The sequence below is a fragment of the Sorangium sp. So ce321 genome (assembly GCF_051530195.1).
In the GTDB taxonomy this organism is placed as follows: Bacteria; Myxococcota_A; Polyangia; order Polyangiales; family Polyangiaceae; genus Sorangium.
The window spans coordinates 6111958-6136719 of the sequence record NZ_CP150329.1 but is presented as its reverse complement, the minus strand read 5'-3'; the positions used below and the strand labels follow the sequence as shown (position 1 = coordinate 6136719).

Sequence of the window (24762 nt, the reverse complement as noted above, 5' to 3'; positions counted from 1 at the left end):
CCATGGTGCGAAGGACGGCCCTCCGAGCCCTCTACCTGGCGCTCCTGCCGGTGCTTGTCCTTTTCGCGCTGCTCCTCGTCCCCGCCGTGGTCGTCGCGCGCCTCGGGAGCAGCGGCCGCGTGTGGCGGCCGGAGACATGGAAGAAGGTCTCCTACGGGAGTCGCTACTTCCGCTCGTCGTTCCGCGGGAGGCTCGGTGAGGTCGTCGACGTCATCGACATCGTCCGCGACGGCCTGATCCTGCTGTTCGGCGCCGTCGCCGTGGTGTGCGTCGCCGGCGGGCTGCTCGCGCTCGTCTTCGAGATCGGGGTGCCGGGCTGGCTCTCTGCGTGGATGGAGGGGTCGCTCGTCTCGTTCCTCGCGTCCGATCTCGCGTGGTTCCCCGCGGGCGGCAGGCTCTCCTTCGGGGGCGGCGCCGCGCTCGCGCTCGTCGCGTGCGTCGCGCTCGTCCTGCTCGCCCTCGGGCTCTCGCTCTATGGCTGGCTCGCGTTCGCCCTCGGCGAGGCGACGCGCGTGATCCTGACGTACGGCGGCGCGGCGACGCTCTTCCCCGACCCAGGCGACGCGATCCCCGGCGGGCGGCTCGTGCTGTGCCAGATCTCCGATCTCCACATCACGGCGAGCGGCCGCGAGCCGTACGAGATCGAGGAGGGCTCGTCCGCGTGGCCCGAGGGGGTCCCTCGCCCCGACACGGCCGAGCTGACAGGCCGTCTCCGGCGGCTCGTCGGGGAGATCGCCGCCATGAATCCTCCGCTCGTCGCGCTGACGGGCGACATGACGGATCTCGGGGAAGAGGCGCAGTGGGACGAGCTCGAGGCGGCGCTCTCGGGGATACCGGCCTCCTCGCGGGTGCTCATGGTGCCTGGCAACCACGATGTCGCCATCAACGTCGGCACGTCGCCCGATCCGTACCTCAAGAAGCGCGCGGAGCGCGAGCAGCGCTTCATCGACGTGCTCACCCGGGTGGAGCGCGGCCCCTTCCAGCCTCCCTTGCATACCCCGGCCCGCAAGCGGGCGCGGCGGCGGCTGCGCGCGATCGCCGGCCTGTACCCGCGGCGGCTCGAGCTCGAGGGCGGGATCCGGATCTTCGGGCTCAACTCCAACCGTTACCGGTCGCGGTTCGTGGGGTCGAACGCGATCGGGCAGATCGGCGGCGGCCAGCTCCGGCGGCTGGCGCGCGCGCTCCGGCGGGGATCCGGCCCCGTCGTCGTGCTCCTGCACCACCACGTGGCGCGCCTCGCGGGGCCGATCTCGCTGAACGACACGTTCATGATCGCCATGGATGGCCCGCGCCTGCTCGAGATGCTCGCGGCGTACCAGCAGAAGAACCCGAAGAAGAACAGCGCCCTCGTGCTGCACGGGCACAAGCACCTCGCTTTCTTCGGCCACTACCGCTCGAAGAGCGGCGGTCGCGTCAGCGTCTACGCTCACCCGTCGTCGACGCTTGGCCACGAGACGGACGGCCACCTCGACGGGGTCGCGCGGTTCGCGGCCATCCGGCTGACGGACGAGGGGATCTGGCGCGTCGAGACGCACCCGCTCCGCCCGGCGCGCGCCGCCGCCGAGGCGCCGCCGGCCGCCGCCGAGGCGCCGGTGTCCTGATCACCGTTGCAGGTACGGCCTGGCGCTGAGCCCGTCGCGGTCCCAGAGCACCTGCCCGGCGCGCACGGTGAGCGCGCACTCGAGCCGCCGGTCGCCGTCGATGCGCGCGCCCCTCGTGTCGACATAGCCGTACCGCCCCGTCTCGAGGCGCAGCACCGCGATGTCGGCCGCCGCGCCCTCGCCGAGGGTGCCGAGCTCGGGTCTGCCGATGATCGCCGCGGGGGCCGCCGTGCTGCGGCGGATGAGATCGGGGAGCGACATGCCGAGATTCAGCAGCTTGGACACGACGTTGACCATGTCCCCCATCGCTCCGTTCAGGCTCTGGAGGTGCATGTCGGTGCTGATCGAGCCCGGAAGGAAGCCCTGCGCGAGCGCCGGCACGGCCTGATCGAACACGAAGCTGCCGCCCCCGTGGCCGAGATCGAAGACGATGCCGCGCCGCTCTGCCTCGAGCACGTACGAGCGCACGCGGCCGCTGGTGTCGACGACCGGCGTTCGCCCCGGGATGTCTGCGTAGACATGCGTGAAGATGTCGCCCGGTCGGAGGTGCGTCAGCAGGAGCTCACGCAGCGAGAGCTCGGGCACGTGCCTGCCGAAATCGACCATCACCCGCCCCCCTGACGCCCGCGCGGCCTCGACCGCCCGCAGCACGGGATCCCACGCGGGCCCGGCGTAGTGCGCGACCTTGACGCCGACGATCTCGTCGCTGTGCGCCCGCGCCGCCGCCGCCGTTGTGGCTGCATCCATGTCGCGGAGATCCTGCTCGGCGCGCCCGCCCCGCATGCCGCCGCCGACGATGTTGAGGAACGCCAGCACCCGGGTCTTCGAGTGCGCGATCGTCTGCGCCTTGAAGAGGGCGAAGTCGCGCCAGCCGGAGCTGCCCGCGTCCACCACGGTCGTCGTGCAGCTGCGCGGCGCGAAGCTGTCCGGCGCGACGGCCTGGTAGCTGTTGTGGAGGTAGGTGCCGTCCGTCGTCCCGAAGAACACGTGCGTGTGGATGTCGACCAGCCCGGGCACGACGACGAGGCCCGCCGCGTCGACCACGGCGTCCGCGCGCGCCGGGTCGATGTCCACACCCACCCTGGCGATGCGCCCGTGGCTCACGGCGAGGTCCAGGACCCCGTCGCGGCCGTTCGCCGGGTCGATGACCCTCCCTCCCCTGATCAGCAGATCGTACTCCCGCGCTTGCGCGGGCGGAGCGGCGATGACTGCCCCGGCGACGACGAGCACGGCGAGCGCGGGTGCGCCCCGTGACCCGAAACAGCGCAGGCACGGCGGCGGACCCCGGCGCATTCCGTTCACCTCCGCTCCGATCATGGTAGCTCGGCCGCCGGCCACACAGTGGCAAGGGTCGATTTCTGTCAGCCAGAGTTTGCGGTCTGTCTGTGTTCCTGCTGATCGCCGAAGGAACGGAGACTCGATGGACGAACGGGAAAGGCCAGCGATGGGCCTCTGCCTGACCGGAACGCGGCGCTCCCGACCCCTCCGCCCGCGCCCTGGGCCGCGCACGAACGGCGGTGAGACAAGGGGCTACACTCGACGCCTTGCTGGGGCAACGCGACCACATCACGCCTTGCTGGGGCAACGCGACCACATCGCCCGGCAGCATCATTTCCGGACCAGACGTGGGCCAGCGGGCGGCTCCGTCGGCTATGCTACCCGGTCCACGGGATCGTGAAGCGAGCTTCGCGGCCGCGTTTACTTTGAGTGTCTCACGCACCATCGACGGCTCCGGCGCGCCACACTGCGCCGGACCGCGCTCATGGAGGATCCAGCTGATGAAATTACCCACGATGACCATTGTGTTGCTGACAGTGGGTGCGATCGGTGTCGCATGTGGGGGCAATGGGGCCAGCGACGGTGGCGGGAGCTCGCAGGCCGGCTCCGGGAACGGGAGCGCGAGCACGAGCACGAACGGCGGCACGGGCGAAGGCGGCGCGGGCGAAGGGGGCGCGGGCTTCGGGGGCTTGCCGGACATCGGCGGCGATCCCAGCTCGGGCGGCACGAGCAACGGTGGCTCCTCGGGCGAAGGCGGGGCGTGCGCCACCGAGACGGCCGAGGCCGACCTCGAGCCCGTCTACCTGGCCTTCGCGTTCGACGTGTCCGGCAGCATGGGCATGGGCGACGACCCCTGGCACGACAAGTCGCTCAAGTGGGATCCCGTCGTCGCGGCGACGAAGCAGTTCTTCGCGGATCCCCTGTCCCAGGGGCTCAACGCCTCGCTCAGGTTCTTTCCGAGCGAGGGCGACAACGACATCAAGTGCGACGCGGACACCTACTTGACGCCGGAGGTCCCGATGACGCCGCTGCCCTCGCCGGACTTCGCCGAGGCGATCGACGCCGTCACGCCGGAGACCGCCGACGACTGGCGCGGCGGCACGCCCACGTTGTTCGTGATGCAAGGGACAATCTCGTACGCCACGGCGCAGCGGCAGGCCACGCCCGGGAGATACGCCATCGTCCTGGTCACCGACGGATATCCGCAGGGCTGCGGCTCGCGGTACAACCAGGTCTCGCTCGTGGCGGACCAGGCCTCGACCGCGCTCGCGGACGGGATCCCGACGTACGTCATCGGGGTCGCCAACCCGCCCATCGAGGGCGCGCCGGAGACCGTCGAGGACATGAACGATGTCGCCGTGGCGGGCGGGACCGAGCACGCCTACCTGATCGACACCGGCAACCCCGCGGCGACCGCGGCGGCCTTCAAGGCCGCCGTCGATGCGATCCGCGGCGCGGCCGTCTCCTGCACGGTCGCGATCCCGCCCGCGCCCGACGGGAGGACCTTCGACGCGCAGAAGGTCCGCGTGACGTACACGAGCGGCGACGACGAGGCGATCGCGCTCACCTACGATCAGGACTGCGAGACCGAGGAGGCCTGGCGGTATGACAGCGCCGAGAACCCGACGCAGATCGTGCTCTGCGACAGCACCTGCGCCGCGATCCAGGCGGACCCGGCGGCGGCCCTCGGGGTCGATTTCACCTGCGAGGACGTGATCACGATTCCACGCTGATCTCAGGGCGAACGCCGGACGCCGCCGCCGGGTCGGCCCGGCCGACGCCGCCGCAGTTTCTTGACACCCTGCGACATTCCCGCCCACGATGACGGGGTGATCCCTCGCCCGCTGAAATTGCCCGCGGCACACGCTGTCCCCCGCCCCGCCCCCGCCTCCGTCCTCGCCATTGCCCTGTCGCTGCTCGGCGGCGCCTGCAATCGCTCGTCGACGGGCTCCAGCCCGGCCGCCGACAGGTCCGCCGCCCCCAGCGCCCTGGCCCCGACGGCCGAGGCCGCCCCGACCGCGGGGTACAAGGTCGGGATGGTGCTGGTCGGCCCCTACAACGACAAGGGGTGGAATCAGGCGCATTACGACGGCATTCGCGCGGTCCTCACCAAGATGCCAGACGTCAGCTTCGAGTACGTCGACAAGGTGAACCCGGCCGACCGCCCGAACGTGAAGGGATCCCAGGTCGCGGACGACCTCATCTCCCGCGGCGCCAGGCTCGTCGTCTACAACTCCGACGATTACAAGGACGACGCCCTCGAGACAGCGCGCAAGCACCCGCTGGTCACTGTCCTGCATGTCTCCGGCGATACAGCGTGGAAGGATGGGAAGAACTACAAGTCCCAGCCGAACCTGGGCAACATCATGGGCCGCATCGAGACCGCCAAGCACATCTCGGGGTGCGCGGCGGCGCTCGGCACCGAGACGGGCAAGATCGGGTATCTCGGCCCCCTCGTGAACGACGAGACCCGCCGGCTCGTCACGGCGGCATACCTCGGCGCGCGGCACTGCTGGGAAACCTACCGGAAAAAGAAGCCGGAGGAGCTCACCTTCAAGGTCACCTGGATCGGCTTCTGGTTCAACATCCCGGGCGTCACCCTCGACCCCACCAAGGTGGCCGACGACTTCTACAGCAGCGGCTTCGACGTGCTCCTGACCGGGCTCGATACGCCAGAGGCCGCGCTGCAGGCGAAGAAGGCGAGCGGGGCCGGCAAGCAGGTCAAGTACGTCCACTACGACCACAAGGCCGGCTGCGATCTGGCGCCGGAGATCTGCCTCGGCGTCGCCTACTACAACTGGGCGCCGCTCTACCGCGACGCCATCGAGAAGTCGCGCGCTGGCAAGTACACGAGCGAGTTCGTCTGGCAAGGGCCGGACTTCCGCGACCTGAACGGCGAGGCGTCGGTCGTCGGCTTCGTGCCCGGCAACGCGCTGGGAGAGCGGAAGGCGCAGATCGGCGCGTTCGTCATCGCGCTCGCCAACGGGCTCGAGCTCTTCAAGGGACCGCTCAAGTTCCAGGACGGCACCGAGTTCCTGAAAGACGGCGAGGCCGCGACGCCCCAGCAGATCTGGTATCTGCCGCAGCTCGTCAAGGGGATCACCGGGCCGAGCAAGTAGGCCCGCCGTCCCCGGGCGGAGCTCCATGCGGATCGAGATCGAGCGCATCACGAAGCGGTTCGGCCAGGTCACGGCCAACGACGACGTGTCGCTGACGATCCAGGCGGGCGCCGTGCACGGGCTGCTCGGCGAGAACGGCGCCGGCAAGAGCACCCTGCTCCGCGTCCTGGGCGGGCTCCTCCGCCCCGACGCAGGCCGCCTGCTCTTCGACGGCCGCCCGGTCGCGCTCGCGAGCCCTGCCGACGCCCTCGCCGCGGGCGTCGGCGTGCTCCACCAGGAGCCGCTCGACTTCCCGCCCCTCACCGTCCTGGAGAGCTTCCTCGTCGCGAGGCCCCGCGCGCGCGCCGCGGGCGTCTTCCTCTCCCGTCGTGCCGCGCGCGAGGAGCTGCTGGCCCTCGCGGCGCGCTTCGGCTTCTCCGTGGACCCGGACGAGCAGGTCGGCCGGCTGACCCTGGGGGAGCGCCAGCAGATCGAGCTCCTGCGGCTCCTCTCGCTGGGCGTCCGCGCGCTCCTCCTCGACGAGCCCACGACGGGGATCTCCGCCGCGCAGCAGGAGGCCCTGTTCTCCGCGCTGCGGCGGCTCAAGCAGGAAGGCAGGGCGATCGTCCTCGTGTCGCACAAGCTCTCGGACGTCGAGGCGCTCTGCGACCGCGTGACGGTGCTGCGGCAGGGCCAGGTGGCCGGCGAGGCGGAGATGCCGGCCGGGGCCGATCGGCTCGTCGCGCTGATGTTCGGCAAGGCGCTCGCGCCGCCGGAGCGGCCCCCGACGGCGGGCGACGGCGTCGCGCTCTCGCTCGAGGACGCCGGGGTCGGCGACCACCGGCTCGACCTCCGCGTCCCGCGCCTTGCCGTCCGCCGCGGCGAGGTGCTGGGGCTCGCGGGCCTCGAGGGGAGCGGCCAGCGCCTGCTGCTCCGCGCCTGCGCGGGGCTGCTCCGGCCGCGGCGGGGCCTCGTCGCGATCGGCGGGGCCGACCTGACCGGCCGCCCCTACCCGGCCTTCCTGCGCGCCGGCGTGGGCTACCTGCCCGCAGACCGCCGCCGCGAGGGCCTCATCGCGGGCCTCTCCATCGCGGAGCACGTCGCGCTGCGCGCGCCCCGGCCGAGGCTCGTCCTGCGCGCGCGCGAGATGCGCCGCGCCGCCGAGCGGGCCATCGAGGCGTTCCGGATCCGAGGGCGACCGGAGACCCCGGTGGAGCTGCTCTCGGGCGGCAACCAGCAGCGCACCCAGCTCGCGCTCCTCCCCGCCGATCTCACGCTGCTCCTCCTGGAGCACCCGACCCGCGGGCTCGACATCGAGTCCGCCCGCTGGGTGTGGGAGCAGCTCCTCGCGCGGTGCCGGGCCGGCACGGCGCTCGTGTTCGCGTCGTCCGAGCTCGATGAGCTCATGCGCTACAGCGACCGGATCCTCGTGTTCAGCGGCGGGCGCGTCTCGCGGCCGATCAGCGTGGCCGAGCTGACGCTGGACCGGCTCGGGCGGATGATCGGCGGCGAGCTCGACGAGGCCGCGCCCGCCCCGGCGGAGCCCGCGGCGACCGCGGGGCCCGGCCGATGAGCCGCGAGCCGGCCGGTCGAGCGGGGGCCAGCGCGCGCGCGGCGTGGCTCGGCGCGGCCGTCTCGCGCGCGGCGCCGCTCGCGCTGTCGCTCGTGCTCGTGGCGGGCCTCTGCGCCATCCTGGGCGCCTCGCCGGCGTCGGTCGCCGCGAGCTTGTGGGAGGGCGCGTTCGGCTCGATGGAGCAGGCGGCGCGCGTGCTGGCCACGCTGGCGCCGCTGCTGCTCTGCGGCAGCGGCCTGCTCTTCACGTTCCGCGCCGGGTTGTACCACCTCGGCGTCGAGGGGCAGCTCGTCATCGGGGCCGTTTGCGCCACAGGCGCGGCGCGCGCGCTGTGGCCGGGCCTCCCTGCGGGGGCCGCGGTCGCGCTCTGCATCGCCGCGGGGGCGCTCGGCGGGGCGCTCTGGGGCGCCCTCACCGGCGCGCTGCACACGCGCGGCCGGGTGAGCGAGATCTTCGCGGGCCTGGGCATGAACTTCGTGGCGCAGGGGGCGGTGCTCTACCTCGTCTTCGGGCCGTGGAAGCGCCCCGGGGTCGCGTCGATGGCCGGCACCGAGCCGCTGGACAGCGCGCTCTGGCTGTCCACGCTCGGCGGCACCGAGCTGAGCCCGGCCGCGCTCCTGCTCGCGGCCCTCGCGCTTGTCGGGACCGCGGTGGTGCTCGGGCGGACGCACTTCGGGCTCCGGCTGCGGGCGGTGGGGCTGAGCCCGCAGGCGGCGGAGGTGCTCGGCGTCCCCGCGGCGCGGGAGATGCTCCTCGCGTTCGCGATCTCGGGCGCGCTCGCCGGCGTGGCCGGCGCGGTGCAGGTGCTCGGGACCTTCCACCGGCTCATCCCGAACGTCTCGAGCAACCTCGGCTTCCTGGCGCTGCTCGTGGTGATGCTCGCCGGCCGGCGCGCCGCGCTCGTCGCGCCGATCGCCCTGTTCTTCAGCGCGCTCAACGTCGGCAGCCTGAAGCTCCCGATGACGCTCGGCCTGGAGTCCTCGCTCTCGGGCGTGCTCCAGGGCGTGCTCGTGCTGCTCGCGCTCCTGTCCCCGTGGAAGGCGCGCGGCGGCGCCCGGCCGGAGGAGGCGTGATGGACGGGGAGATCCTCTCGCTGCTCGCGACGGCCCTCGCGGCGTCGACCCCGCTCGTGTACGCGGCGGTCGGCGAGACCCTGGCCGAGCGGGCCGGGGTCATCAACCTCTCGGCCGAGGGCGCGATGATGCTCTCGGCCATGGTGGGCTTCGCGGCCGCCCTGTCGACCGGGAGCGTCCTCGCCGGCTTCGCCGCCGCGGCCGCGACCGGGGCGCTTGTCGCGCTCGTCGTGGCGATCGGCGGCGTCCACCTGCGCCGGTCGCAGATCGCGATCGGCTTCGTGCTGGCGATGCTCTGCGCGGATCTCTCGTCGGTGCTCGGCGGCCCGTTCGTGCGCGTGCCCGGGCCGACGGTGCCGGCGGTGTCGATCCCGGTGCTGCGGGACGTGCCGGTCCTGGGGCCGCTGTTCTTCCAGAGCGATCCGGTGGTGTACGCGAGCTACGCCCTCGTCGCCGGCGCGTGGCTCTTCCTTTACCGCACGCGCGCGGGGCTCCTGCTCCGGGCCGTGGGCGAGCAGCCGGCGGCGGCGCACGCTCGCGGGGCGCACGTGGCGCGGGTGCGCACGGCGGCGACCCTGGTGGGCGGGGCGCTCGTGGGCGTCGGCGGCGCGGCGTACTCGCTCGACTTCAAGGCCGGCTGGAGCCACCGGCACACCGCGGGCTACGGCTGGATCGCGCTCGCGATCGTGATCTTCGGCGGCTTCCACCCGGTGCGGGCGGCGCTCGGCGCGTACCTCTTCGGCGTGCTCTCGTCGATGGCGAGCCTCGGCCAGAGCGCGCTGCCGTCGGTGCCGACGCAGGTCTTCAGCGTGGCGCCGTTCGCGCTGATGATCGTGGTCCTCGTGCTGACCTCGAGCGGGCTGCTGGAGCGCCTCGGCGCGCTGCTGCCGGACGCGGCGCGCCGCCCGCTCTTGCGCGCGTTCGACGCGACGCCGCCGGCGGCGCTCGGCAAGCCCTACCCGGCGGCCGCCGAGGGGGCGGAGGAGAAGCCGCGGGGCGCGGATCAGGGAGCGAGGTAGCAGACCTCGAGCCAGGGGCGGTCGCGCTGGAGGGGGTGGTCGCTCGAGCGGTAGGACGTGCGCCCGATCGGGTCCTGCTCGACGAGGAAGCCGTGGTTCGGCGTCGCGCCGTCGACCCACGCCTGCACGAGCTCGGTCAGGTCCGCCGCCATGGCGTACGGCCCGACCCAGAGCAGCTCGGCCTCGACAGCCTCGTCGTAGCTCGCGGCGAAGCTGTGCCAGGTGACGGCGTCCTCGCGCCACGGCGCGGCGATCCGGTGGACGCGGACGCTCTGATCGCCGGGGCCATAGGCGACGACGCCGAACTCGGCCGACGTGACGGTGGCCCCGGCCGGGATGCCGCCGAGCCCGAACCGGTAAAGCGCCTGCTTGCGGAAGCCGTGAGACAGGCCCGAGTCGTTGTAGGGGACGTGGCCGTCGTTGTAGTCGGGGAAAGCCTCCCAGATGTCCGCGTCCGCGACCTCGCCGGCGGTGCCTCGCTGCAAGGTGACGCACCCGCCCACGCAGGCGTCGCCGAGGCCGTCGCCGTCGCTGTCGAGCTGGTCTGCGTTCGCGACGGCCGGGCAGTTGTCGCAGGCGTCGCCGAGGCCGTCGCCGTCGCTGTCGGCCTGGTCCGGGTTCCTGGCGTCACGACAGTTGTCGGCCTCGTCGCAGACGGCATCGCCGTCGTGGTCGCCGCGCGGACAGGCGGCGTCGCAGGCGTCGCCGAGGCCGTCGCCGTCGCTGTCGGCCTGGTCCGGGTTCCTGGCGTCACGGCAGTTGTCCGCCTCGTCGCAGACGGCATCGCCGTCGTGGTCGCCGCGCGGACAGGGGTCGCAGACGTCGCCGACCCCATTGTCGTCCTGGTCGGCCTGGTCCGGGTTGTCCTCACCGGGGCAGTTGTCGCAGCCGAGGCCCGGGCCCTCCGGGATGCCGTCGCCGTCCCCATCGGGACTCCCGACCGAAGTGAGCCCGACGTGGTACCCGTCGCAGAGATCGCGATCCGCGCACGGGATCGGGCCCGAGGCGGCATCGAACAGGCACGTCTGCGACGAGCCCTCGTCGGTTTGAACGTCGACGCGTACGAAGCCGATGAACAGCGTGAAGCCGTTGATTAGATCGACCCGGACATCATTGCACGCATCGGGATCGTAGAGGGCGAGCACCTCGGGCTCGGTGAACGTCCGCTGGAGCGGCGCTTCATTGCATTCGCAGCCGCTTGTGCTCGCGACCGTGTCGAGGCGAGCCCCGTTCAGGTACAGCGAGAGCTCGCCGGTGCCGCAATCGGCGTGGTTGATGGTAAACGTGATCGCGGTGGTAGCCCCGAACGCCGTCCCGGGGAGCGCTGCGAGCACGAGGAGCAGAGAGCAGACGCGAGCAGCGCCTGTCCGGAGGTATCGCATGGTACGACATATATTCCTGCTCCTCCTGACGCACAACGCTCCTCATTGAATTTCGGGGCGCGCGATTGCGTCGTACGCCGATGGATTCCACGTTTCGGACGTGATCTGCATGCCGGATCCTCCGCTGCGAGCTCAGGAGCGGAAGCTCTGATCCGGGCGGGCGATCGGGTCAGCCCGATCGATGCTTTACCATCGCGCTGCCCGGCGACCTGCGCCTCACGCCCGCAGCGCGCCGCCTGGAGACCTACGCCTCACGCCGCCGCCTTCGTCCTCCGCGCGGCGCGGCGGAGCGGCGCGAGCGCGGCCAGGAGCAGCATGACGAGCGCCGCCTTCGGCGTGGAGCTCCGCGCGAACGCGCAGCCCGACGCCTCGTGCTCGACCTGCAACACCTCGCTGCGCTCGCTCTCGTTGCCGGCCTCGTCGATCGCCGAGACCGCGATGTACACGTCGCGACCGACGTGGTCCTCGTCCACGTAGAGGAACATCGAGTCGCTCTCCAGCCAGGCGTCCGGCTGCACCTTGGAGCGCGCTTGCTCCGGGGTGAAGCCCACGTACACGGCGTAGACCAGCGCCTCGGCGGGCGAGTGATCGTCCTCGCCGAGCGTCTCCAGGTCGAACGTCAGCGTGGTCATGTCCCCGCAGCTGCTGGCGCCGCACGCGGGCTCGTTGGCGTGGAACTCGACGTCTCCGCTCGCGAGCACCGGCGCGCTCGGCGCGGAGTCGTCGATGACATCCGAGGTCCGGACGATGCGCTCGACGCCGGGCCTCAGGCGCAATCGGTACGTCGTATCGGGCGCCAGCGTCTCGGCAGGCCGAATCACGCTGTACCCCGGCGGGGCGACAGGAACGTCGGAGCCAGCGCCAGCGACGGAGGCGCCGGTAACCTCTTCGACCAGCAGGTGCGAGAGCTCCGGGAGGTCGCCCCAGATCACGATCGCCACATTGCGTGGCACCGTGGCGAGCTCCCCCTGAGCGCCGGCGCGCAGGAATCCCTCCGAGACGCTGGTATCCACAGGGTCGCAGGCGCTCGCGCGCCCGCCGGCAGTCAGCACGCCGAGCCCGATCGCGAGCGAGAGGCACGTTCCGAGGTTCATGCCGGAACAGGAGAGCAAGCGGCACGCCACGCGAGCGCGTGCCGTCATCCGGCCGGCGACGCGCCATCGGGTCTGATCGCAGCGTCGCGTCCCGCCCGCGTCGACCCCGCTGCGCCCGGGAGAAGCGCGCCCCATCGACCTCCGCGAGCGACCTCGGTGGGAGCGCGCCGGCTTCGATCACGAAGGCCAGGAAGGCTGCGGCGTCGCATGCGAGCCCCCTCGAACCGGGCAGGTCATGAAATCCCACCGAAACCTACCCGTGCCCTACATCCGGCGCTGCGCATGCGCGCGCCGCTTCCGCCGCGGCGCACCGAGCGCCCTCACGGCCGGGTGGTCAGCGTGAAGGCCGTCCGATGCAGTGCCGGATCGCGTCCTGCACCTCGGCCGGGAGCGAGCGCAGGTACTCGTCCGTGAAACCGCGCAGCGCGTCGTCGGACAGCGCCAGGAGCTGATGCGCAGGCGGCAGTCCGACCAGCCGCTCCTCAGGCCTGAGCCCGAGCAACCGCTCCTCAGGCCTCCCGCGCGCTGCGGCTCGACGGCGAGCCACGCCTCGGGCTGGACGGAGATGTTCGCGGGGGCGCGAGCGCGAACCAGGTTCACGAAGCCCAGGTGCCACAGGTTCCGGGATGTCGTTGCCATGACAGACCATGCAGAGGACGCCGGAGCGCGGCGAGCGGGAGTGCGCGCAGCTTCCGCTGCAGTGCAACGGATCGACGTCATTCATGGGTTCCGGGCAGGCCTGCGGCGCCGTCTCGGAAACGGCCGGCGCGGCCAGGCGCTTGCGAGGGCACGACAGACGACCTCAACCGGGCCGCGCGGCGAGCCGCCGTTACCCGTGTGCGGGCGAGTTCGTCACGGTGCGCCTGGAGCTCGCTGCAGCCGGCGCGCCGATGAACCGGATCCCACGCACCCGCGCAGCGCTCCGCCCTGGATCAGCTGATCCCCATGGGCGCCCCGCCCTCGGCGACGAACCGATCGGCGATGTCCACGAGGAGCGCGTCGGTGGCGGGCTTGCTCTTCACGGTGACCTGCGTCTCGTCGGGCAGGAGCACGAACGAGCCGACCACCTTGCCGTCGAGCCGCACCTCGTGGCTACCGCCGGGCGGAGCGGAGGCGACCTCATAGACCTTGCCGTCACGTGCCTTGATCTTCATGCCCTAGCGGTAGCATGCAGCGCTGCCGAGCGCGGTCCCCCGCGGCCGCGAGCGCGGCGGCGCGCCGGCCGGAGGCCGGGGCGAGCGCGCCTCGGCAGCCGGGCCGCCGCGGCGCGGGAGGCGACCCGGGCAACGACGACGCGACGCGACGCCGCGGAGCCGGCGCCGGCGGGCGGAGAGACCTCCCACCGCGAGCGGGTTGCGGGGTAAGATGCGGCCGCGCCGAGCGCGAGGAGTGTACACCGTGCCGAGATTCGATCTGGTCGTGAGCCCGTCGCGTGCATCGACGAGCCAGGGCTCTGCGAGGAAGCGACCCGGGAGACCGTCATGAAGCCGGCCTCCTCGCAGATCATCGAACCACGGACCGACGCCGCGGGCCCCCCGCTCGACGCCGATTGCTGATGTCGATGCCAGACTCTGGCCAGCCCTCCGAGAGCGGCGGCGGTGGGTGGATCGTCCTCGGCGTCCTGAACGAGATCCTCCTCAAGCTCGCGAGCCAGCCGGACCTGCGCTCGCTCTGGGAAGAGGTCTGCTCCAGCGCGCGCTGGATCGTCCCGTCCCAGCGGCTCTGCGTCGTGCTCGGCAACGAGGGCGGCGGCGCCCGGATCGCGGCGAGGTACGAGCGCGGCACCTTCGAGTACGGCGCGCCCGAGGGCGGCGGCGTCGTCGTGGACGCCTGGATGGTCGCGGCGCTGGAGGCGCAGCGCGCCGCGTGGTTCAAGGGGCCCTGGACCGAGGCGCGGGAGTCGGACCTCGCGCGCGCCTGGCTCCTCGCCGAGGACCCCGACGTCGTCTTCCACGTGCCGATCCAGGTCTACAAGAAGACCATCGGCACGATGCTCTTCGCGCTAGAAGACCAGCGCCAGATCGACCGGAAGGCGCTGGCGAGCGCGACGACGTACGCGCTCTACGTCGGCGCCACCTACACGATGCTCAAGAACGCGCTCGACCTCGCCGCCGCGAGCGCGCGGCTGCGCGAGCAGAACGAGGCGCTCGAGCGCGTGCAGATCGAGCTGCGCCTGCAGCTCGATCGGGCCCGCGCGCAGCACGAGGCGATGCTCGAGATGTCGACGCCGATCATCCAGGTGTGGGACAGCGTGCTCACCATGCCCGTGATCGGCACGGTCGACGGCGCGAGGGCGACGCGCATGATGGACGAGGTGCTCGGCGCCATCGTCAAGCACAGCGCCCGCTTCATGATCGTGGACCTCACGGGCGCGCAGGCGACCGACGCCTCCACCGTCGAGCACCTCCTCCGGCTGTTCGCGGCGACGCGGCTGCTCGGCAGCCAGTGCATCATCACCGGCGTCCCGGCGGGGATGGTCGCGAGCATCCTGGAAGCCGGCGGCAGCCTCGAGGGGATCCCGGTGTTCAGCACGCTGAAGAGCGCGCTCGAGCACGCGATGGGCGCCATCCGGCCAAAGCCGCGGTGACCGCCTCCGGGAGGGGCGCCCCGGACCCGTGGCGGCGCCCCGTGGTACGCCCGCGATCGTAGACAGGAGCGTGAGAGATGAAGCTCGCAATGATCGGACTCGGGAGGATGGGCGCCAACATGGCGCGCCGGCTGATGCGCGGCGGCCACGAGGTCGTGGCGTTCGATCTGAACCAGGACAGCGTGAAGCAGCTCGGCGAGGAGGGCGCAGAGACGGCCTTCTCCCTCGGTGAGGCGGTGGAGAAGCTCGCGTCGCCGCGCGTGGTCTGGGTCATGCTCCCCGCGGGCGCCCCGACCGAGCACGTGGTCCAGGAGCTCGGCGAGAAGCTCGGCCCTGGCGACGTGATCATCGACGGGGGCAACACGTACTTCAAGGACGACGTGCGCCGCGCCAGGGCGCTCGCCCCGAAGGGCATCCGCTACGTGGACGTGGGGACGAGCGGCGGCGTGTGGGGGCTCGATCGCGGCTACTGCCTCATGGTCGGCGGCGCGCCCGAGGCGTTCTCCCTCGTGCAGCCCATCCTGCGGACGCTCGCGCCGGGCCAGGGCGACATCCCGCGCACGCCGGGCCGGAGCGCGGCGCAGGGCACGTCCGAAGAGGGCTTCCTCCACTGCGGCCCGGTCGGCGCCGGCCACTTCGTGAAGATGGTCCACAACGGCATCGAGTACGGCCTCATGCAGGCCTACGCCGAGGGGTTCGACATCCTGAAGAACGCGGCCACCCCGCGCCTGCCCGAGGAGCACCGGTACGACCTCGACCTCGGCGAGATCGCCGAGGTGTGGCGGCGCGGCAGCGTCGTCGGGTCGTGGCTGCTCGACCTCACCGCGATCGCCCTCACCGAGAGCCCCGACCTCGGCGGGTACAGCGGCTTCGTGCAGGACTCCGGCGAGGGCCGCTGGACCGTGATGGCCGCGATCGAGGAGGCGGTGCCCGCGGAGGTGCTCTCCTCGGCGCTCTACGCGCGCTTCCGCTCCCGCCACGATCACACCTTCGCCGAGAAGGTCCTGTCGGCGATGCGCCACAAATTCGGCGGGCACCTGGAGCGCCCGACCGGCGGCTGAGCGACGCCCTCACCGGCCGCCCTGGACATAGTCCGTGACCGCGCCCCGGCGCGCCGGGTGCGTCGCTCCGCCGGGGCACCCTCATCCTCTTCAAGAGGGTTACAAAATGCCGGTAAGTTACCGATAATATTGTTGTTTTAGCTGATGTCCCCGGTCCGGAAGCTCTCCGGTGGGTCGCACTCCTCGGGCTGCGCTCGCTGCCCCGCGGCGAGGAGCGCCTCGGCCAGGAGCATCGCATCGACCGGCCAGAGCTCGGGCGGGCGCCGGTGCTTCGCCCCTGCCTCGGGGAGCGGCCGGCAGGAGAGCACGAGGCGGCGAAAGCGATCCGGGACCGCGTCCCGGCCGTGCGCCGACCCCAGCAGCGCGCCGGCGATCGCGGCGTTCGTGTCCGTGTCGCCGCCGGCCATCACCGTCTCGACGAGCCCCTGCTCGAGCGAGGACGCGTGGAGGAGCTGGTAGAAGGCGTTCTGCAGGGCGATGATGACCCAGCCTGCCTGGTGCGAGAAGCTCCGGGGCGGCGCGCGGCGCGCAGCTTCCAGCGCGGCGAGGACCGCGCGCTCGCCGCTCCGCTCCGCCTCGGCGCGGGCGGCCTCCCAGGCGCCCTCGACCCCGGCCCCGCCCACGGCGGCGGCGATCGCCGCGACGAACGCGGCGGAGGCGGCGCAGCAGACCGGGTGGGGGTGCGTGAGCGCGCTGTCGTCGCGCGCCCAGGCCGCGGCCTCCTGCGGGCGGCCCGCGCCGAGGACGCCGAGCGGCGCGGCGCGCATCACCGAGCCGTTCGCCTCGCTGGTCGGGCTCGCGGCCGCCCGCGCGCGGGCGCGGCGCGCGTCCGGCGAGGGGGCGCCCGCGGCGGCGGAGAGCGCTGCCGCCGTGGTGTTGCCGATGTCGAACGGGCGGGAGCCGTACCAGTGCACGTACGCGTCGAGCGCGGCCTCGGCGACGAAGCCGCGCTTGCGGACGATCGACCGCGCCAGCATGAGCGCCATCTCGGAGTCGTCGGTCGGCTGCCCGGCGAGGGTGTTCCACGTCCCGCCGTCGGCGAGGTCGCGGACCCCGCCCGGGTACATGATCTCGATCTGCTCCGCGTTCCGGAACTCGACGAGCGCGCCGAGCGCGTCGCCCGCGAGCTGGCCGAGCAGGCAGCCCTGGGCCCGGGAGAGCGCGCCGGCGCCCTCGAAGAGCAGGCTGCGGGACGGGCGCAGGAGCCCGTACGTCCCCTGCGGCGCCGGGATGCGGCCGTGGATGACGGCGCTCCACGGGCGCCGCGCGAGCTCCCGGACGACCGCGGGGGCGCCGCCGAACAGGCGGCAGATCTCGCCCTCGCGCTGCGCGGTGTACGCGATGGGCGCGCCGTCGTCGTCGACGAGCTCGCCGCCGGCGGCGCGCACGAGGGCGTGCCCGGCCGCGTAATCCCAGCTCTGCGGCCGGCTGAGCGAGACAGCGGCGACGCCCTCGCCGACCGCCGCCAGCGCGAGCCGGTAGGCGAGGCTCGGGAGCGAGAGGAACCGCGCCGGGGCGACGCACCGGGCGTTGCGGGCCGGGAGGAAGTCGGCCGACTGCGAGAGCAGCACGACGGCGTAGCGATCGAGCGCGCCGCCGGCGAGCGAGGCCGAGACGGGGGCGCCGTTGCGCCGGATCGGCCCGGTGCCCTCCGCCCAGGCGATGAGATCGCCGTCGTCGTCGGGGTAGGCGTACGCGAAGACGACGCCGAGCACCGGCGTGCCCTCCCGCAGGAGGCCGATCGAGACCGAGGCGCCGCGGTAGCCGTGCAGGAAGGACGCGGTGCCGTCGTTCGGATCCACCACCCAGCGGTGCGACGGGTCCGCGCCGAAGGCGGCGCCGGTCTCCTCCCCGAGGAACGCGTAGGGCGTGGCGCGGGTCAGCGCCTCGCGCAGCAGGAGCTCGGCCTCCACGTCGACGTCGGCGTGCGTCCCGGCGCCGCGCGGGCCGCCGGGGCGATGGAACTCCGCGCGGAGGAGCGACCCCGCGCGGCGCGCCGCCTCGACGGCCAACGCGAGCTCAGCGTCGTAGCCCATGCCGCTCCTCTGGCACCACGCGCTCCACGCGAGGCAGCCTAGCCCAGGTCGGCGCGCCGGCAGCGGCCAGGGTCGAGGTCCCCGCAAGGAGGCGCGGCGCCGTAGCTGCGGAGGTCGGCGACGGCCTCGTCGACCTTCGCGACGATCGTGCGGGCGTGGTCGAGGAACGCGGCGCCGGCCGGCAGGAGGCGCATGCCGCGCGCGGTGCGCTCGAACAGCTGCGCGCCGAGCTCGTCCTCCAGGCCGCGGATCTGCCGGCTGAGGGGCGGCTGCGCGATGTGGAGCCGGCGCGCGGCGCGGCCGACGTGGCCCTCCTCGGCGACGGCGATGAAGTAACGGATCTGCGACAGGCTCACGCGCCCGATTCTACCGCGAACGCCGCTCGGGTGAGGAGCCGCGCGCGCGCCCCGAGATCAAAACAGTATTGGATGGCCGCGCGCGGCGCCCGCATATGCCTCGCATGAACGTGGACATCCTCGGGCCTCGCGCGTGCGAGGCGATGCGGCGCGCCGGGCGCGCGGCCGCGGCGACCCTCGCCGCCGTCGGGGCGCGGCTCCAGCCCTTCATGACGACCGCGGACATCGACCGGTGGGTGCGCGAGGACACGGCGCAGCGGGGCGGCCGCCCGAGTCAGCTGGGATACAAGGGCTTCCCGGCGGCGGTGTGCACGAGCCGGAACCACGTCGTGTGCCACGGGATCCCGCGGCGCGACGAGGTGCTCGCGCCGGGCGACATCCTCAACGTCGACGTGACGACGGAGCTCGACGGCTACCACGGCGACACGTCGGCGATGTTCTTCATCGGAGAGCCGAGCGCCGAGGCGAGGCACGTGGTGGACGTCGCCCGGCGCTGCCGGGACGCAGGGGTCGCGGTCGTGCGCGACGGGGCGCGGCTCGGCGATATAGGCGCGGCGATCGACGAGCTCGCGCGGGCCGAGGGGTGCAGCGTGGTCCGCGAGGTAGGCGGGCACGGCATCGGGCGGAGGATGCACCTGCCGCCGCACGTCGCCCACACGGGCGTGCGCGGCGCGGGCATGCGGCTCCGCGCCGGGATGGCGATCACGATCGAGCCGATGGTGAACCTGGGCTCGAACCGCATCCGCACGCTCGACGACGGGTGGACCATCGTCACGGAGGACGGCAGCCTCTCGGCGCAGTTCGAGCACACCGTGCTCGTCACGCGGGACGGCTGCGAGATCCTGACGCTCTGAGGCCGCGCGGGACGCGGTCAGGGCGCCCGCGGCGGCGCGGCGGCGCGGCGTTCACTGGGTCACCTCCCCTTGGTCACCCACGCCCACACGAACTCGCACTCCATCGGCGTCGCGCCGCTCTCGTCCGTCACCGTGACGGCGACGGCCACGTCCCCCTTCGGCTGGTCCTCGAACGACCGGCGCTGCTCGGGCGTGAGCGTCGCGACAGCGCGCAGGCCGCCCTGGGCGCGGCGCTTGTAGTCGACCTTCATGCTGCGCAGGAGCGGCAGCTTGTCGTCGGGCAGGTTGACGGCGACGACGAAGCCGGTCGCCGTCTCGGCCAGGAGCCCCGCCGCGGCGGCGTGCACGCCGCCGATGTGGTTGTGCACCTTGCGCCCGTTGGCGAGCCGCAGCGCCACGCGCTCCGAGGTCACCTCGTCGAACTGGATCCCGGCGGTCCCCGTGAACGGCACCATGCGCTGGAACAGCACCGTCTGCGCGCGGGAGCGCAGGAAGGACGGGAGGACCTGGAGCGGCGCGAGCGAGCGGGCGATGAGGTTCGGCTTGGACATGACGGTCTCCGAGGGGCGCGGCGAGCGTGGGAAGCGCGGCGAGCTTAGCGCATGCGGGCCCGGCGCCGCGCTCGGGGCGGGCCGCGGAAGCTCGGGACAGCGCTGCCGCCGCTGCGTCGTTCAGCGCCGCCGCCGCTGCGACTTGCTCACCGCGGCGGCGGCCTCTTCCTCGGCCTGCTCCCCCTCGGCGCGCGCCGTGTCCGTCTCGACGCGCAGCCCGCCCCACCGGTCCGCGCGCGCCGTCTCGATGCGCTGGCGCACGGCCGCAGCGGGCGGCAGGCCCCGGCCGGCCACCTTCGCCATGGCGAGCTCATGCCTGCGGCGATGGTGCTCGTGCCACCACCGCATGCCCTCGACCTCCTGCGCCCAGTCGTCCTCGTTCGCGGTGAACGTGACGAGGGCGTGGATGCCGAGGCCGATGGCCCAGAGCAGCGGGACCAGCGACACCCAGAAGGCGACGCCGAGCACGGCGCCGATCACGAGAAGCACCGAGTTGACGATGAGGTAGACGCCGAGGTGCCGGTAGAAGTCGCGGCGCTGGCGCCGGAGCCACGCGGCGCGCTCGGCGGCGGTGGCGAGCCCGGTCTTCTGCTCGGCGTCGCGCGCGCGCAACGCCCGGCTCGCCTCGCGCACTGCCTCCGGGTCCACGCCCACCTCCTGCGCCGCGGCGAGCAGGTCGTCGAAGCCGAGGCGCGCGTCGCCCCGCGGCGCGCCCCCGTCCGCCGAGGCCTGGCGCTCGATCGCCCGCGCGAGGACGTCGCGCACCTGGTCGGTCGAGAACCGCTGCGCCGCGGTCTCCCCTCCCCGAAGCGCCTCGCTCGCCCTCGACGCGGGCGCCTGCGCGGGCGGCAGGTTCGCGGGCGCCGCGGGCGCCTCGCCTCGCCCGGCCGCCTCGAGCGCGCGCACGAGGTCGTCCATCGACGCGAACCTTTCCTCGGGGCGCTTCGAGAGGGCGCGCAGCACGACCGCGCTCACCGCCGGCGGCACGGAGGCGGCGTCGAGCAGGGTGCGATCGGCCTCGTCCGTGAGGATCGAGGCGACGACCGCGAGCATGTCGCCGGCGCCGCGCCAGGGCAGCCTGCCCGTGAGGAGCTCGAACGCGAGCACGCCCCACGCGAACTGGTCCGCGCGCCCGTCGAGCTCCCCGCCGCGGATCTGCTCCGGGGCCATGTACACCGGCGTCCCGAGCTTGACGCCCAGGGCGGTCAGCGTCGGCAGCGCGGGCGCCTCGGTCGAGGCGCTCGGATCGGCCTCGCCGGCGGCGCGGCGGGCGATGCCGAAGTCGAGCACCTTGATCACGCCGTCGTCGCGGACCATCACGTTCTCCGGCTTGATGTCCCGGTGGACGAGCCCGCGCCGGTGCGCCGCGGCGAGCGCGCGGCCGACGTCGGCGAGCCAGGCGACCCGGATCGAGGCCGGCATCTCGGGGCCGCCGATCGCGCTGCGCAGGGTGCGGCCGGCGACGAGCTCCATCACGATGAACGGCGTCCCATCGAGCTCGCCGACGTCGAAGATCGAGACCGCGTTCGGGTGATCGAGCGCGGCGGCCGCGCGCGCCTCGCGCAGCAGGCGCGCGGCGGCGTCGGGGTCCACGGAGCCGCCCGCGATGACCTTGACGGCGACGCGCCGGCCGAGCCGCGCGTCGTGGGCCCGGTAGACGCAGCCCATCCCCCCCTGCCCGATGGCGGCCTCGATCGTGTAGCGCTCGAACGAATCGCCCGGCTTCAGCATGGCCGGCGCCGAGCGTAATGGATCCGCGCGGGCTTGGACAGGCAGCCAGGGCCACGGTCGACCCGGGGGCGCGCGTCGCCGACGGCGGAGGGGGTGAGCCGGTCGAAGCGGCGCGCGCCGGCCGAGGAGGGCGCGAGCGGCGGGGCGAGAACTCGGCGGCTCACGGCGCCGCGGCTTGTGTAAGGTGGCGCCATGTCATCGCATCGAACGATGCTGCTCGGGGTCGCGGTCGGGGCAGCGAGCGGTCTGACGGCGAACGCGGTCGCAGCGGGCTCTCCGGTGCTCGTCTGGATCGTCGATCACATCACCTACCCGGTGGGCCAGATCTTCCTGCGCCTGCTGTTCATGCTCGTGCTCCCGATCCTGTTCTCGGCGCTCGTCATGGGCATCTGCGAGCTCGATCTGAAGCACGTCGGCCGGCTCGGCCTGCGGACGCTGGGCTACACGGCCGTCGTCTCCACCATCGCGGTGCTGATCGGCCTCGTCTTGGTGAACCTGATCCGCCCCGGCGACGGCCTGCCCGACGCGGTCCGGAGCCTCGCGCAGGGCGGCGGCATCAAGGCGGCGACCGCGCCGGTCGACACCTCGCCGGTGGGGATGATCATCGCGATGGTGCCCGACAACGTGATCAAGGCCGCGGCGGCGGGCGACGTGCTCGCCGTCATCACCTTTTCGCTGCTCTTCGGTCTCGCCCTGTCGCTCACCCAGACCGAGGCGGCGGCGCGGCTCCGCGACGGCATCCAGGGGCTGTTCGACGTCTCGATGCGGCTCATCGAGGGGGTGCTCCGGTTCGCGTGGATCGGCGTGGGCGCGCTGCTCTTCACCATCACCTCCCGCATGGGCATCGGCATCATGCAGCAGCTGGCGGCGTACGTCCTCACGGTGCTGCTCGGCCTCGGGCTGCACATGTTCGTGGTCTATTCGCTCTCGGTGCGCTTCCTCGGCGGGATGTCGCCGGTGGCCTTTTTTCGCGGGAGCCGGACGGCGATCGTGACGGCGTTCTCGACCGCCTCGTCGAACGCGACCCTGCCGACCTCGCTGAAGGTGGCCGAGGAGGAGCTGCGGCTCCCGCCGTCCGTGGCGCGCTTCGTCCTGACCGCCGGGGCCGCGATGAACCAGAACGGGACGGCCCTGTTCGAAGGGGTGACCGTGCTCTTTCTGGCGCAGGTCTACGGCGTCACGCTGACGCTCGGGCAGCAGGCGATCGTGATGCTCATCTCGGTGCTGGGGGGCATCGGCACGGCGGGCATCCCTGCCGGCTCGCTCCCCGTGATCGCGATGATCCTGGGGATGCTGGGCATCCCGCCCGAGGGGCTCGGCCTGGTCCTCGGGGTGGATCGGTTCCTCGACATGTGTCGGACCGTGATCAACGTGGTGGGGGATCTGGCAGCGGCCGTGTACGTATCGCGGGATGCGCCGCGGCCGAGCCCGCAGGGAGAGTCCGCGAGCTGAGCCACCCGAGGGCGTACCGGCCGGCGCGATGGTCGCCGCGCCGTGCTGCGTGGATCTCGCTCGCGCGGGCACGCCGCTGTCGCGAAGCTTCCGCCGAGGTAATGTCCACGAGCTGTGCTGCTGGAGGTTGGAGATGCAGGATCCTGGATTTGCTCGACGTTTTGCGCAGGAGTGGATCGCCGCATGGAACTCTCACGACCTGGAGCGGATCCTCTCTCATTACACCGATGACTTCGAGATGAGCTCGCCGTTCATCGTGGAACGGATGCACGAGCCTTCCGGGACGTTGAAGGGGAAAGCGGCGATCCGGCCCTACTGGGAGAAGGGGCTGGCCGCGGATCCGTCGCTCCGCTTTGATCTGGAGGCGGCGCTGCCCGGCGTCGATAGCCTCACGATCCTCTACCGGACGGCGTCCGGTCGGAGGGTGGCGGAAGTCGTGGTGTTCAACGAGCAGCGGCAGGTCATCAAGGGGCTGGCGCACTACGAGTAGGCGAAGGCCGCCTCCGCCGGGAGCTCCTCCTCGCCGCGGGGCGCCATCGGCGGCGGCAGGTCGTTCGACGGGCCTGCCGCGAGCGCGAGCAGGGCGACGATCTCACGGAACAAAAGAAAGCGAGCTGGCCCTTGCGGACCAGCTCGCCACCGGCGCGAGCGCCGCGCATCGCGATGCCGGGGTACCACCCTCGACATCCAGCGTGGCGCCGATCATGCCGGCGATGGCGCTATCAGGCCGCCATCTTCATGTTCGGCATCATGCCCATCATGTTCGGCATCATGCCCATCATGTTCGGCATCATGCCCATCATGTTCGGCATCATGCCCATCATGTTCGGCATCATGCCCATCATGTTCGGCATCATGCCCATCATGCCCGGCATCATGCCGCCCATCATGCCCGGCATCATACCCATCATGTTCGGCATCATGCCGCCCATCATGCCCGGCATCATACCCATCATGTTGGGCATCATCGGCATCATGCCATTCATCATCGGCATCATGCCCATCATGCCCATCATGTTGGGCATCATCGGCATCATGCCGCTCATCGGCATCATGCCGTTCATCATCGGCATCATGTTCCCCATCATCGGCATCGAGCTCATTGGCATGTTCATCATGGCTTTATTCTCCCGTCAGTCGTTTCGAGTGTTTGAATAACTCCCTGCTCGGATCGGAGCAACATCGAACCCCTGAGGCGCGGCGCTTTCCTCCAGGGGAGCGGATGGGTGTTCGGACGGAGCGGATGCCCTGTCGAGCCAAGCGGAGGAGCATCCAAAATAACGGCAGCTCCTGCAGCCGCCTCAGCCGGACAACGTCCGGAGCGGGCAGAACCCGGACGTCGAGCGCTGGCCGCGACGGCGAGCGCGTGGGCGCCGCGAGCGCGTGTCGCGATATATCAACGACACCTCAACGAAACATAGAGGCGCAACGTGACAGCCGAGCTCATCCGCATTCGGCCTTCTCACCCTGAAGCCGGCGCCGCGATTCCCGGACAAGCTGTTCGATGATCGGCTCGGCTCTTCGGTCGCCGCGGAGTCGCGCAGCTCTCGGCCGAGCTCGCCTGGAGGCGCGAGGCGCCGGGCGCAGACGTGGGCCGCCGGTGCCGGGCGGATGGCGCCATTTTCCTTCACGAGTGCTCGATCGTGGCTCCCGTCACGGGATCGTGCAGCAGGATCGGCACGTCCTCTCCGCTCCCGAGGCGCGCTCGTGCCTCCTGGAGCGACGCGTCCACGGCGGCCTCGGCCTCCTCCGGCGCGGGCTCCCCTGCCCCCTCGATGCTGCGGCCGAACTGGGCCGCCCGCTTGTCCTCGTCGAGCCTCCGCGCCCGCTCGCGGTTGGCCTCCGTATCGAGAGCGTCGCTCGTCTCGACGACGGGCACCGCCGCGACCTGGAAATCGCCCACCTGAAGGCCCATCAGGTCCGTCTTCTTCGAGTCGCTCATCGCGCCCGTCCTCCCGCCCTGCATGAGCGTGCCGTAGATCCGCGCGCTCGACCACCCTGTCGCCGTCGACCGTC

Annotated in this window: 23 protein-coding genes and 1 pseudogene; 12 read left to right on the top strand and 12 right to left on the bottom strand. The window is 72.4% G+C overall.

The window, feature by feature from the left end:
- Positions 1-2 precede the first annotated feature (2 nt).
- Complete coding sequence (locus WME89_RS22575) at positions 3-1601, top strand: metallophosphoesterase family protein (RefSeq protein ID WP_438011190.1); 1599 nt, start codon at positions 3-5, stop codon at positions 1599-1601.
- Here WME89_RS22575 and WME89_RS22570 read toward each other — a convergent pair whose 3' ends face one another.
- Positions 1602-2894, bottom strand: a complete 1293-nt coding sequence (locus WME89_RS22570; protein WP_438011189.1) for an amidohydrolase/deacetylase family metallohydrolase — start codon at positions 2892-2894, stop codon at positions 1602-1604.
- Positions 2895-3379: 485 nt separating this feature from the next.
- Here WME89_RS22570 and WME89_RS22565 point away from each other — a divergent pair, with 485 nt between their 5' ends.
- The 6 genes and pseudogenes from WME89_RS22565 to WME89_RS22540 all read left to right on the top strand — a co-directional run bounded on the left by WME89_RS22565 (position 3380) and on the right by WME89_RS22540 (position 9642).
- Positions 3380-4612: a vWA domain-containing protein gene (locus WME89_RS22565; RefSeq protein WP_438011188.1), complete on the top strand. Its 1233-nt coding sequence runs from the start codon at positions 3380-3382 to the stop codon at positions 4610-4612.
- A 96-nt stretch (positions 4613-4708) separates the two neighbouring features.
- Positions 4709-5998 (top strand): BMP family lipoprotein, encoded by a 1290-nt coding sequence (locus WME89_RS22560; protein WP_438011187.1) that lies wholly within the window; start codon positions 4709-4711, stop codon positions 5996-5998.
- A gap of 88 nt (positions 5999-6086) precedes the next feature.
- A pseudogene (locus WME89_RS22555) lies at positions 6087-6518 on the top strand (ATP-binding cassette domain-containing protein); the annotation flags it as partial.
- A 174-nt stretch (positions 6519-6692) separates the two neighbouring features.
- On the top strand, positions 6693-7550 hold the full coding sequence (locus WME89_RS22550; RefSeq protein WP_438011958.1) for an ATP-binding cassette domain-containing protein: 858 nt from the start codon (positions 6693-6695) through the stop codon (positions 7548-7550).
- Positions 7547-8623 (top strand): ABC transporter permease, encoded by a 1077-nt coding sequence (locus tag WME89_RS22545; RefSeq protein WP_438011186.1) that lies wholly within the window; start codon positions 7547-7549, stop codon positions 8621-8623. Before WME89_RS22550 ends, WME89_RS22545 begins: the two co-directional genes overlap by 4 nt.
- Positions 8623-9642 (top strand): ABC transporter permease, encoded by a 1020-nt coding sequence (locus WME89_RS22540; protein WP_438011185.1) that lies wholly within the window; start codon positions 8623-8625, stop codon positions 9640-9642. Before WME89_RS22545 ends, WME89_RS22540 begins: the two co-directional genes overlap by 1 nt.
- Here WME89_RS22540 and WME89_RS22535 read toward each other — a convergent pair.
- From WME89_RS22535 to WME89_RS22520, 4 genes are all read right to left on the bottom strand, one after another.
- A complete protein-coding gene (locus WME89_RS22535; RefSeq protein WP_438011184.1) occupies positions 9627-11024 on the bottom strand; it encodes a DNRLRE domain-containing protein in 1398 nt (465 codons plus the stop codon). The two genes, WME89_RS22540 and WME89_RS22535, sit on opposite strands and share 16 nt — an antisense overlap.
- Before the next feature lie 251 nt (positions 11025-11275).
- Positions 11276-12118 (bottom strand): hypothetical protein, encoded by an 843-nt coding sequence (locus tag WME89_RS22530; RefSeq protein ID WP_438011183.1) that lies wholly within the window; start codon positions 12116-12118, stop codon positions 11276-11278.
- A 334-nt stretch (positions 12119-12452) separates the two neighbouring features.
- On the bottom strand, positions 12453-12620 hold the full coding sequence (locus tag WME89_RS22525) for a hypothetical protein (protein WP_438011182.1): 168 nt from the start codon (positions 12618-12620) through the stop codon (positions 12453-12455).
- Between the two features lie 430 nt (positions 12621-13050).
- Positions 13051-13272, bottom strand: coding sequence for a hypothetical protein (locus WME89_RS22520; protein ID WP_061614183.1), 222 nt, complete (start codon positions 13270-13272; stop codon positions 13051-13053).
- Between the two features lie 401 nt (positions 13273-13673).
- Here WME89_RS22520 and WME89_RS22515 point away from each other — a divergent pair, with 401 nt between their 5' ends.
- Together WME89_RS22515 and gnd are read left to right on the top strand one after the other, a co-directional pair.
- Positions 13674-14705: an STAS domain-containing protein gene (locus WME89_RS22515; protein ID WP_438011181.1), complete on the top strand. Its 1032-nt coding sequence runs from the start codon at positions 13674-13676 to the stop codon at positions 14703-14705.
- Between the two features lie 77 nt (positions 14706-14782).
- Positions 14783-15766 (top strand): phosphogluconate dehydrogenase (NAD(+)-dependent, decarboxylating), encoded by a 984-nt coding sequence (gnd, locus tag WME89_RS22510; protein ID WP_437627279.1) that lies wholly within the window; start codon positions 14783-14785, stop codon positions 15764-15766.
- A 137-nt stretch (positions 15767-15903) separates the two neighbouring features.
- Here the strand turns inward: gnd and WME89_RS22505 are convergent, their stop codons facing one another.
- Together WME89_RS22505 and WME89_RS22500 are read right to left on the bottom strand one after the other, a co-directional pair.
- Positions 15904-17802: an inositol monophosphatase family protein gene (locus WME89_RS22505; RefSeq protein ID WP_438011180.1), complete on the bottom strand. Its 1899-nt coding sequence runs from the start codon at positions 17800-17802 to the stop codon at positions 15904-15906.
- A 38-nt stretch (positions 17803-17840) separates the two neighbouring features.
- A complete protein-coding gene (locus tag WME89_RS22500; protein WP_437664376.1) occupies positions 17841-18158 on the bottom strand; it encodes a LysR family transcriptional regulator in 318 nt (105 codons plus the stop codon).
- A 104-nt stretch (positions 18159-18262) separates the two neighbouring features.
- On the opposite strand from WME89_RS22500, the gene map reads away from it, so the two are divergent.
- Positions 18263-19012 carry a type I methionyl aminopeptidase gene (gene map / locus WME89_RS22495; protein ID WP_438011179.1) on the top strand — a complete coding sequence of 250 codons (750 nt, stop codon included), beginning with the start codon at positions 18263-18265 and terminating at the stop codon, positions 19010-19012.
- Positions 19013-19071: 59 nt separating this feature from the next.
- Here map and WME89_RS22490 read toward each other — a convergent pair whose 3' ends face one another.
- Positions 19072-19563 (bottom strand): hotdog fold domain-containing protein, encoded by a 492-nt coding sequence (locus WME89_RS22490; protein ID WP_438011178.1) that lies wholly within the window; start codon positions 19561-19563, stop codon positions 19072-19074.
- A 120-nt stretch (positions 19564-19683) separates the two neighbouring features.
- Complete coding sequence (locus tag WME89_RS22485) at positions 19684-21294, bottom strand: protein kinase domain-containing protein (RefSeq protein WP_438011177.1); 1611 nt, start codon at positions 21292-21294, stop codon at positions 19684-19686.
- Positions 21295-21486: 192 nt separating this feature from the next.
- Between WME89_RS22485 and WME89_RS22480 the strand changes: the two genes are divergently transcribed.
- Positions 21487-22746 (top strand): dicarboxylate/amino acid:cation symporter, encoded by a 1260-nt coding sequence (locus tag WME89_RS22480; protein WP_437664381.1) that lies wholly within the window; start codon positions 21487-21489, stop codon positions 22744-22746.
- Between the two features lie 133 nt (positions 22747-22879).
- The gene (locus WME89_RS22475) at positions 22880-23236 is read left to right on the top strand and encodes a nuclear transport factor 2 family protein (protein ID WP_438011176.1); all 357 of its coding nucleotides are present in this window, start codon (positions 22880-22882) and stop codon (positions 23234-23236) included.
- On the opposite strand, the gene WME89_RS22470 is transcribed toward WME89_RS22475, so the two are convergent.
- The 3 genes from WME89_RS22470 to WME89_RS22460 all read right to left on the bottom strand — a co-directional run bounded on the left by WME89_RS22470 (position 23227) and on the right by WME89_RS22460 (position 24688).
- The gene (locus WME89_RS22470) at positions 23227-23349 is read right to left on the bottom strand and encodes a hypothetical protein (protein ID WP_438011175.1); all 123 of its coding nucleotides are present in this window, start codon (positions 23347-23349) and stop codon (positions 23227-23229) included. The genes WME89_RS22475 and WME89_RS22470 overlap by 10 nt on opposite strands.
- A gap of 119 nt (positions 23350-23468) precedes the next feature.
- Positions 23469-23864 carry a hypothetical protein gene (locus WME89_RS22465; protein WP_438011174.1) on the bottom strand — a complete coding sequence of 132 codons (396 nt, stop codon included), beginning with the start codon at positions 23862-23864 and terminating at the stop codon, positions 23469-23471.
- Positions 23865-24373: 509 nt separating this feature from the next.
- Complete coding sequence (locus WME89_RS22460) at positions 24374-24688, bottom strand: hypothetical protein (RefSeq protein ID WP_438011173.1); 315 nt, start codon at positions 24686-24688, stop codon at positions 24374-24376.
- Positions 24689-24762 lie beyond the last annotated feature (74 nt).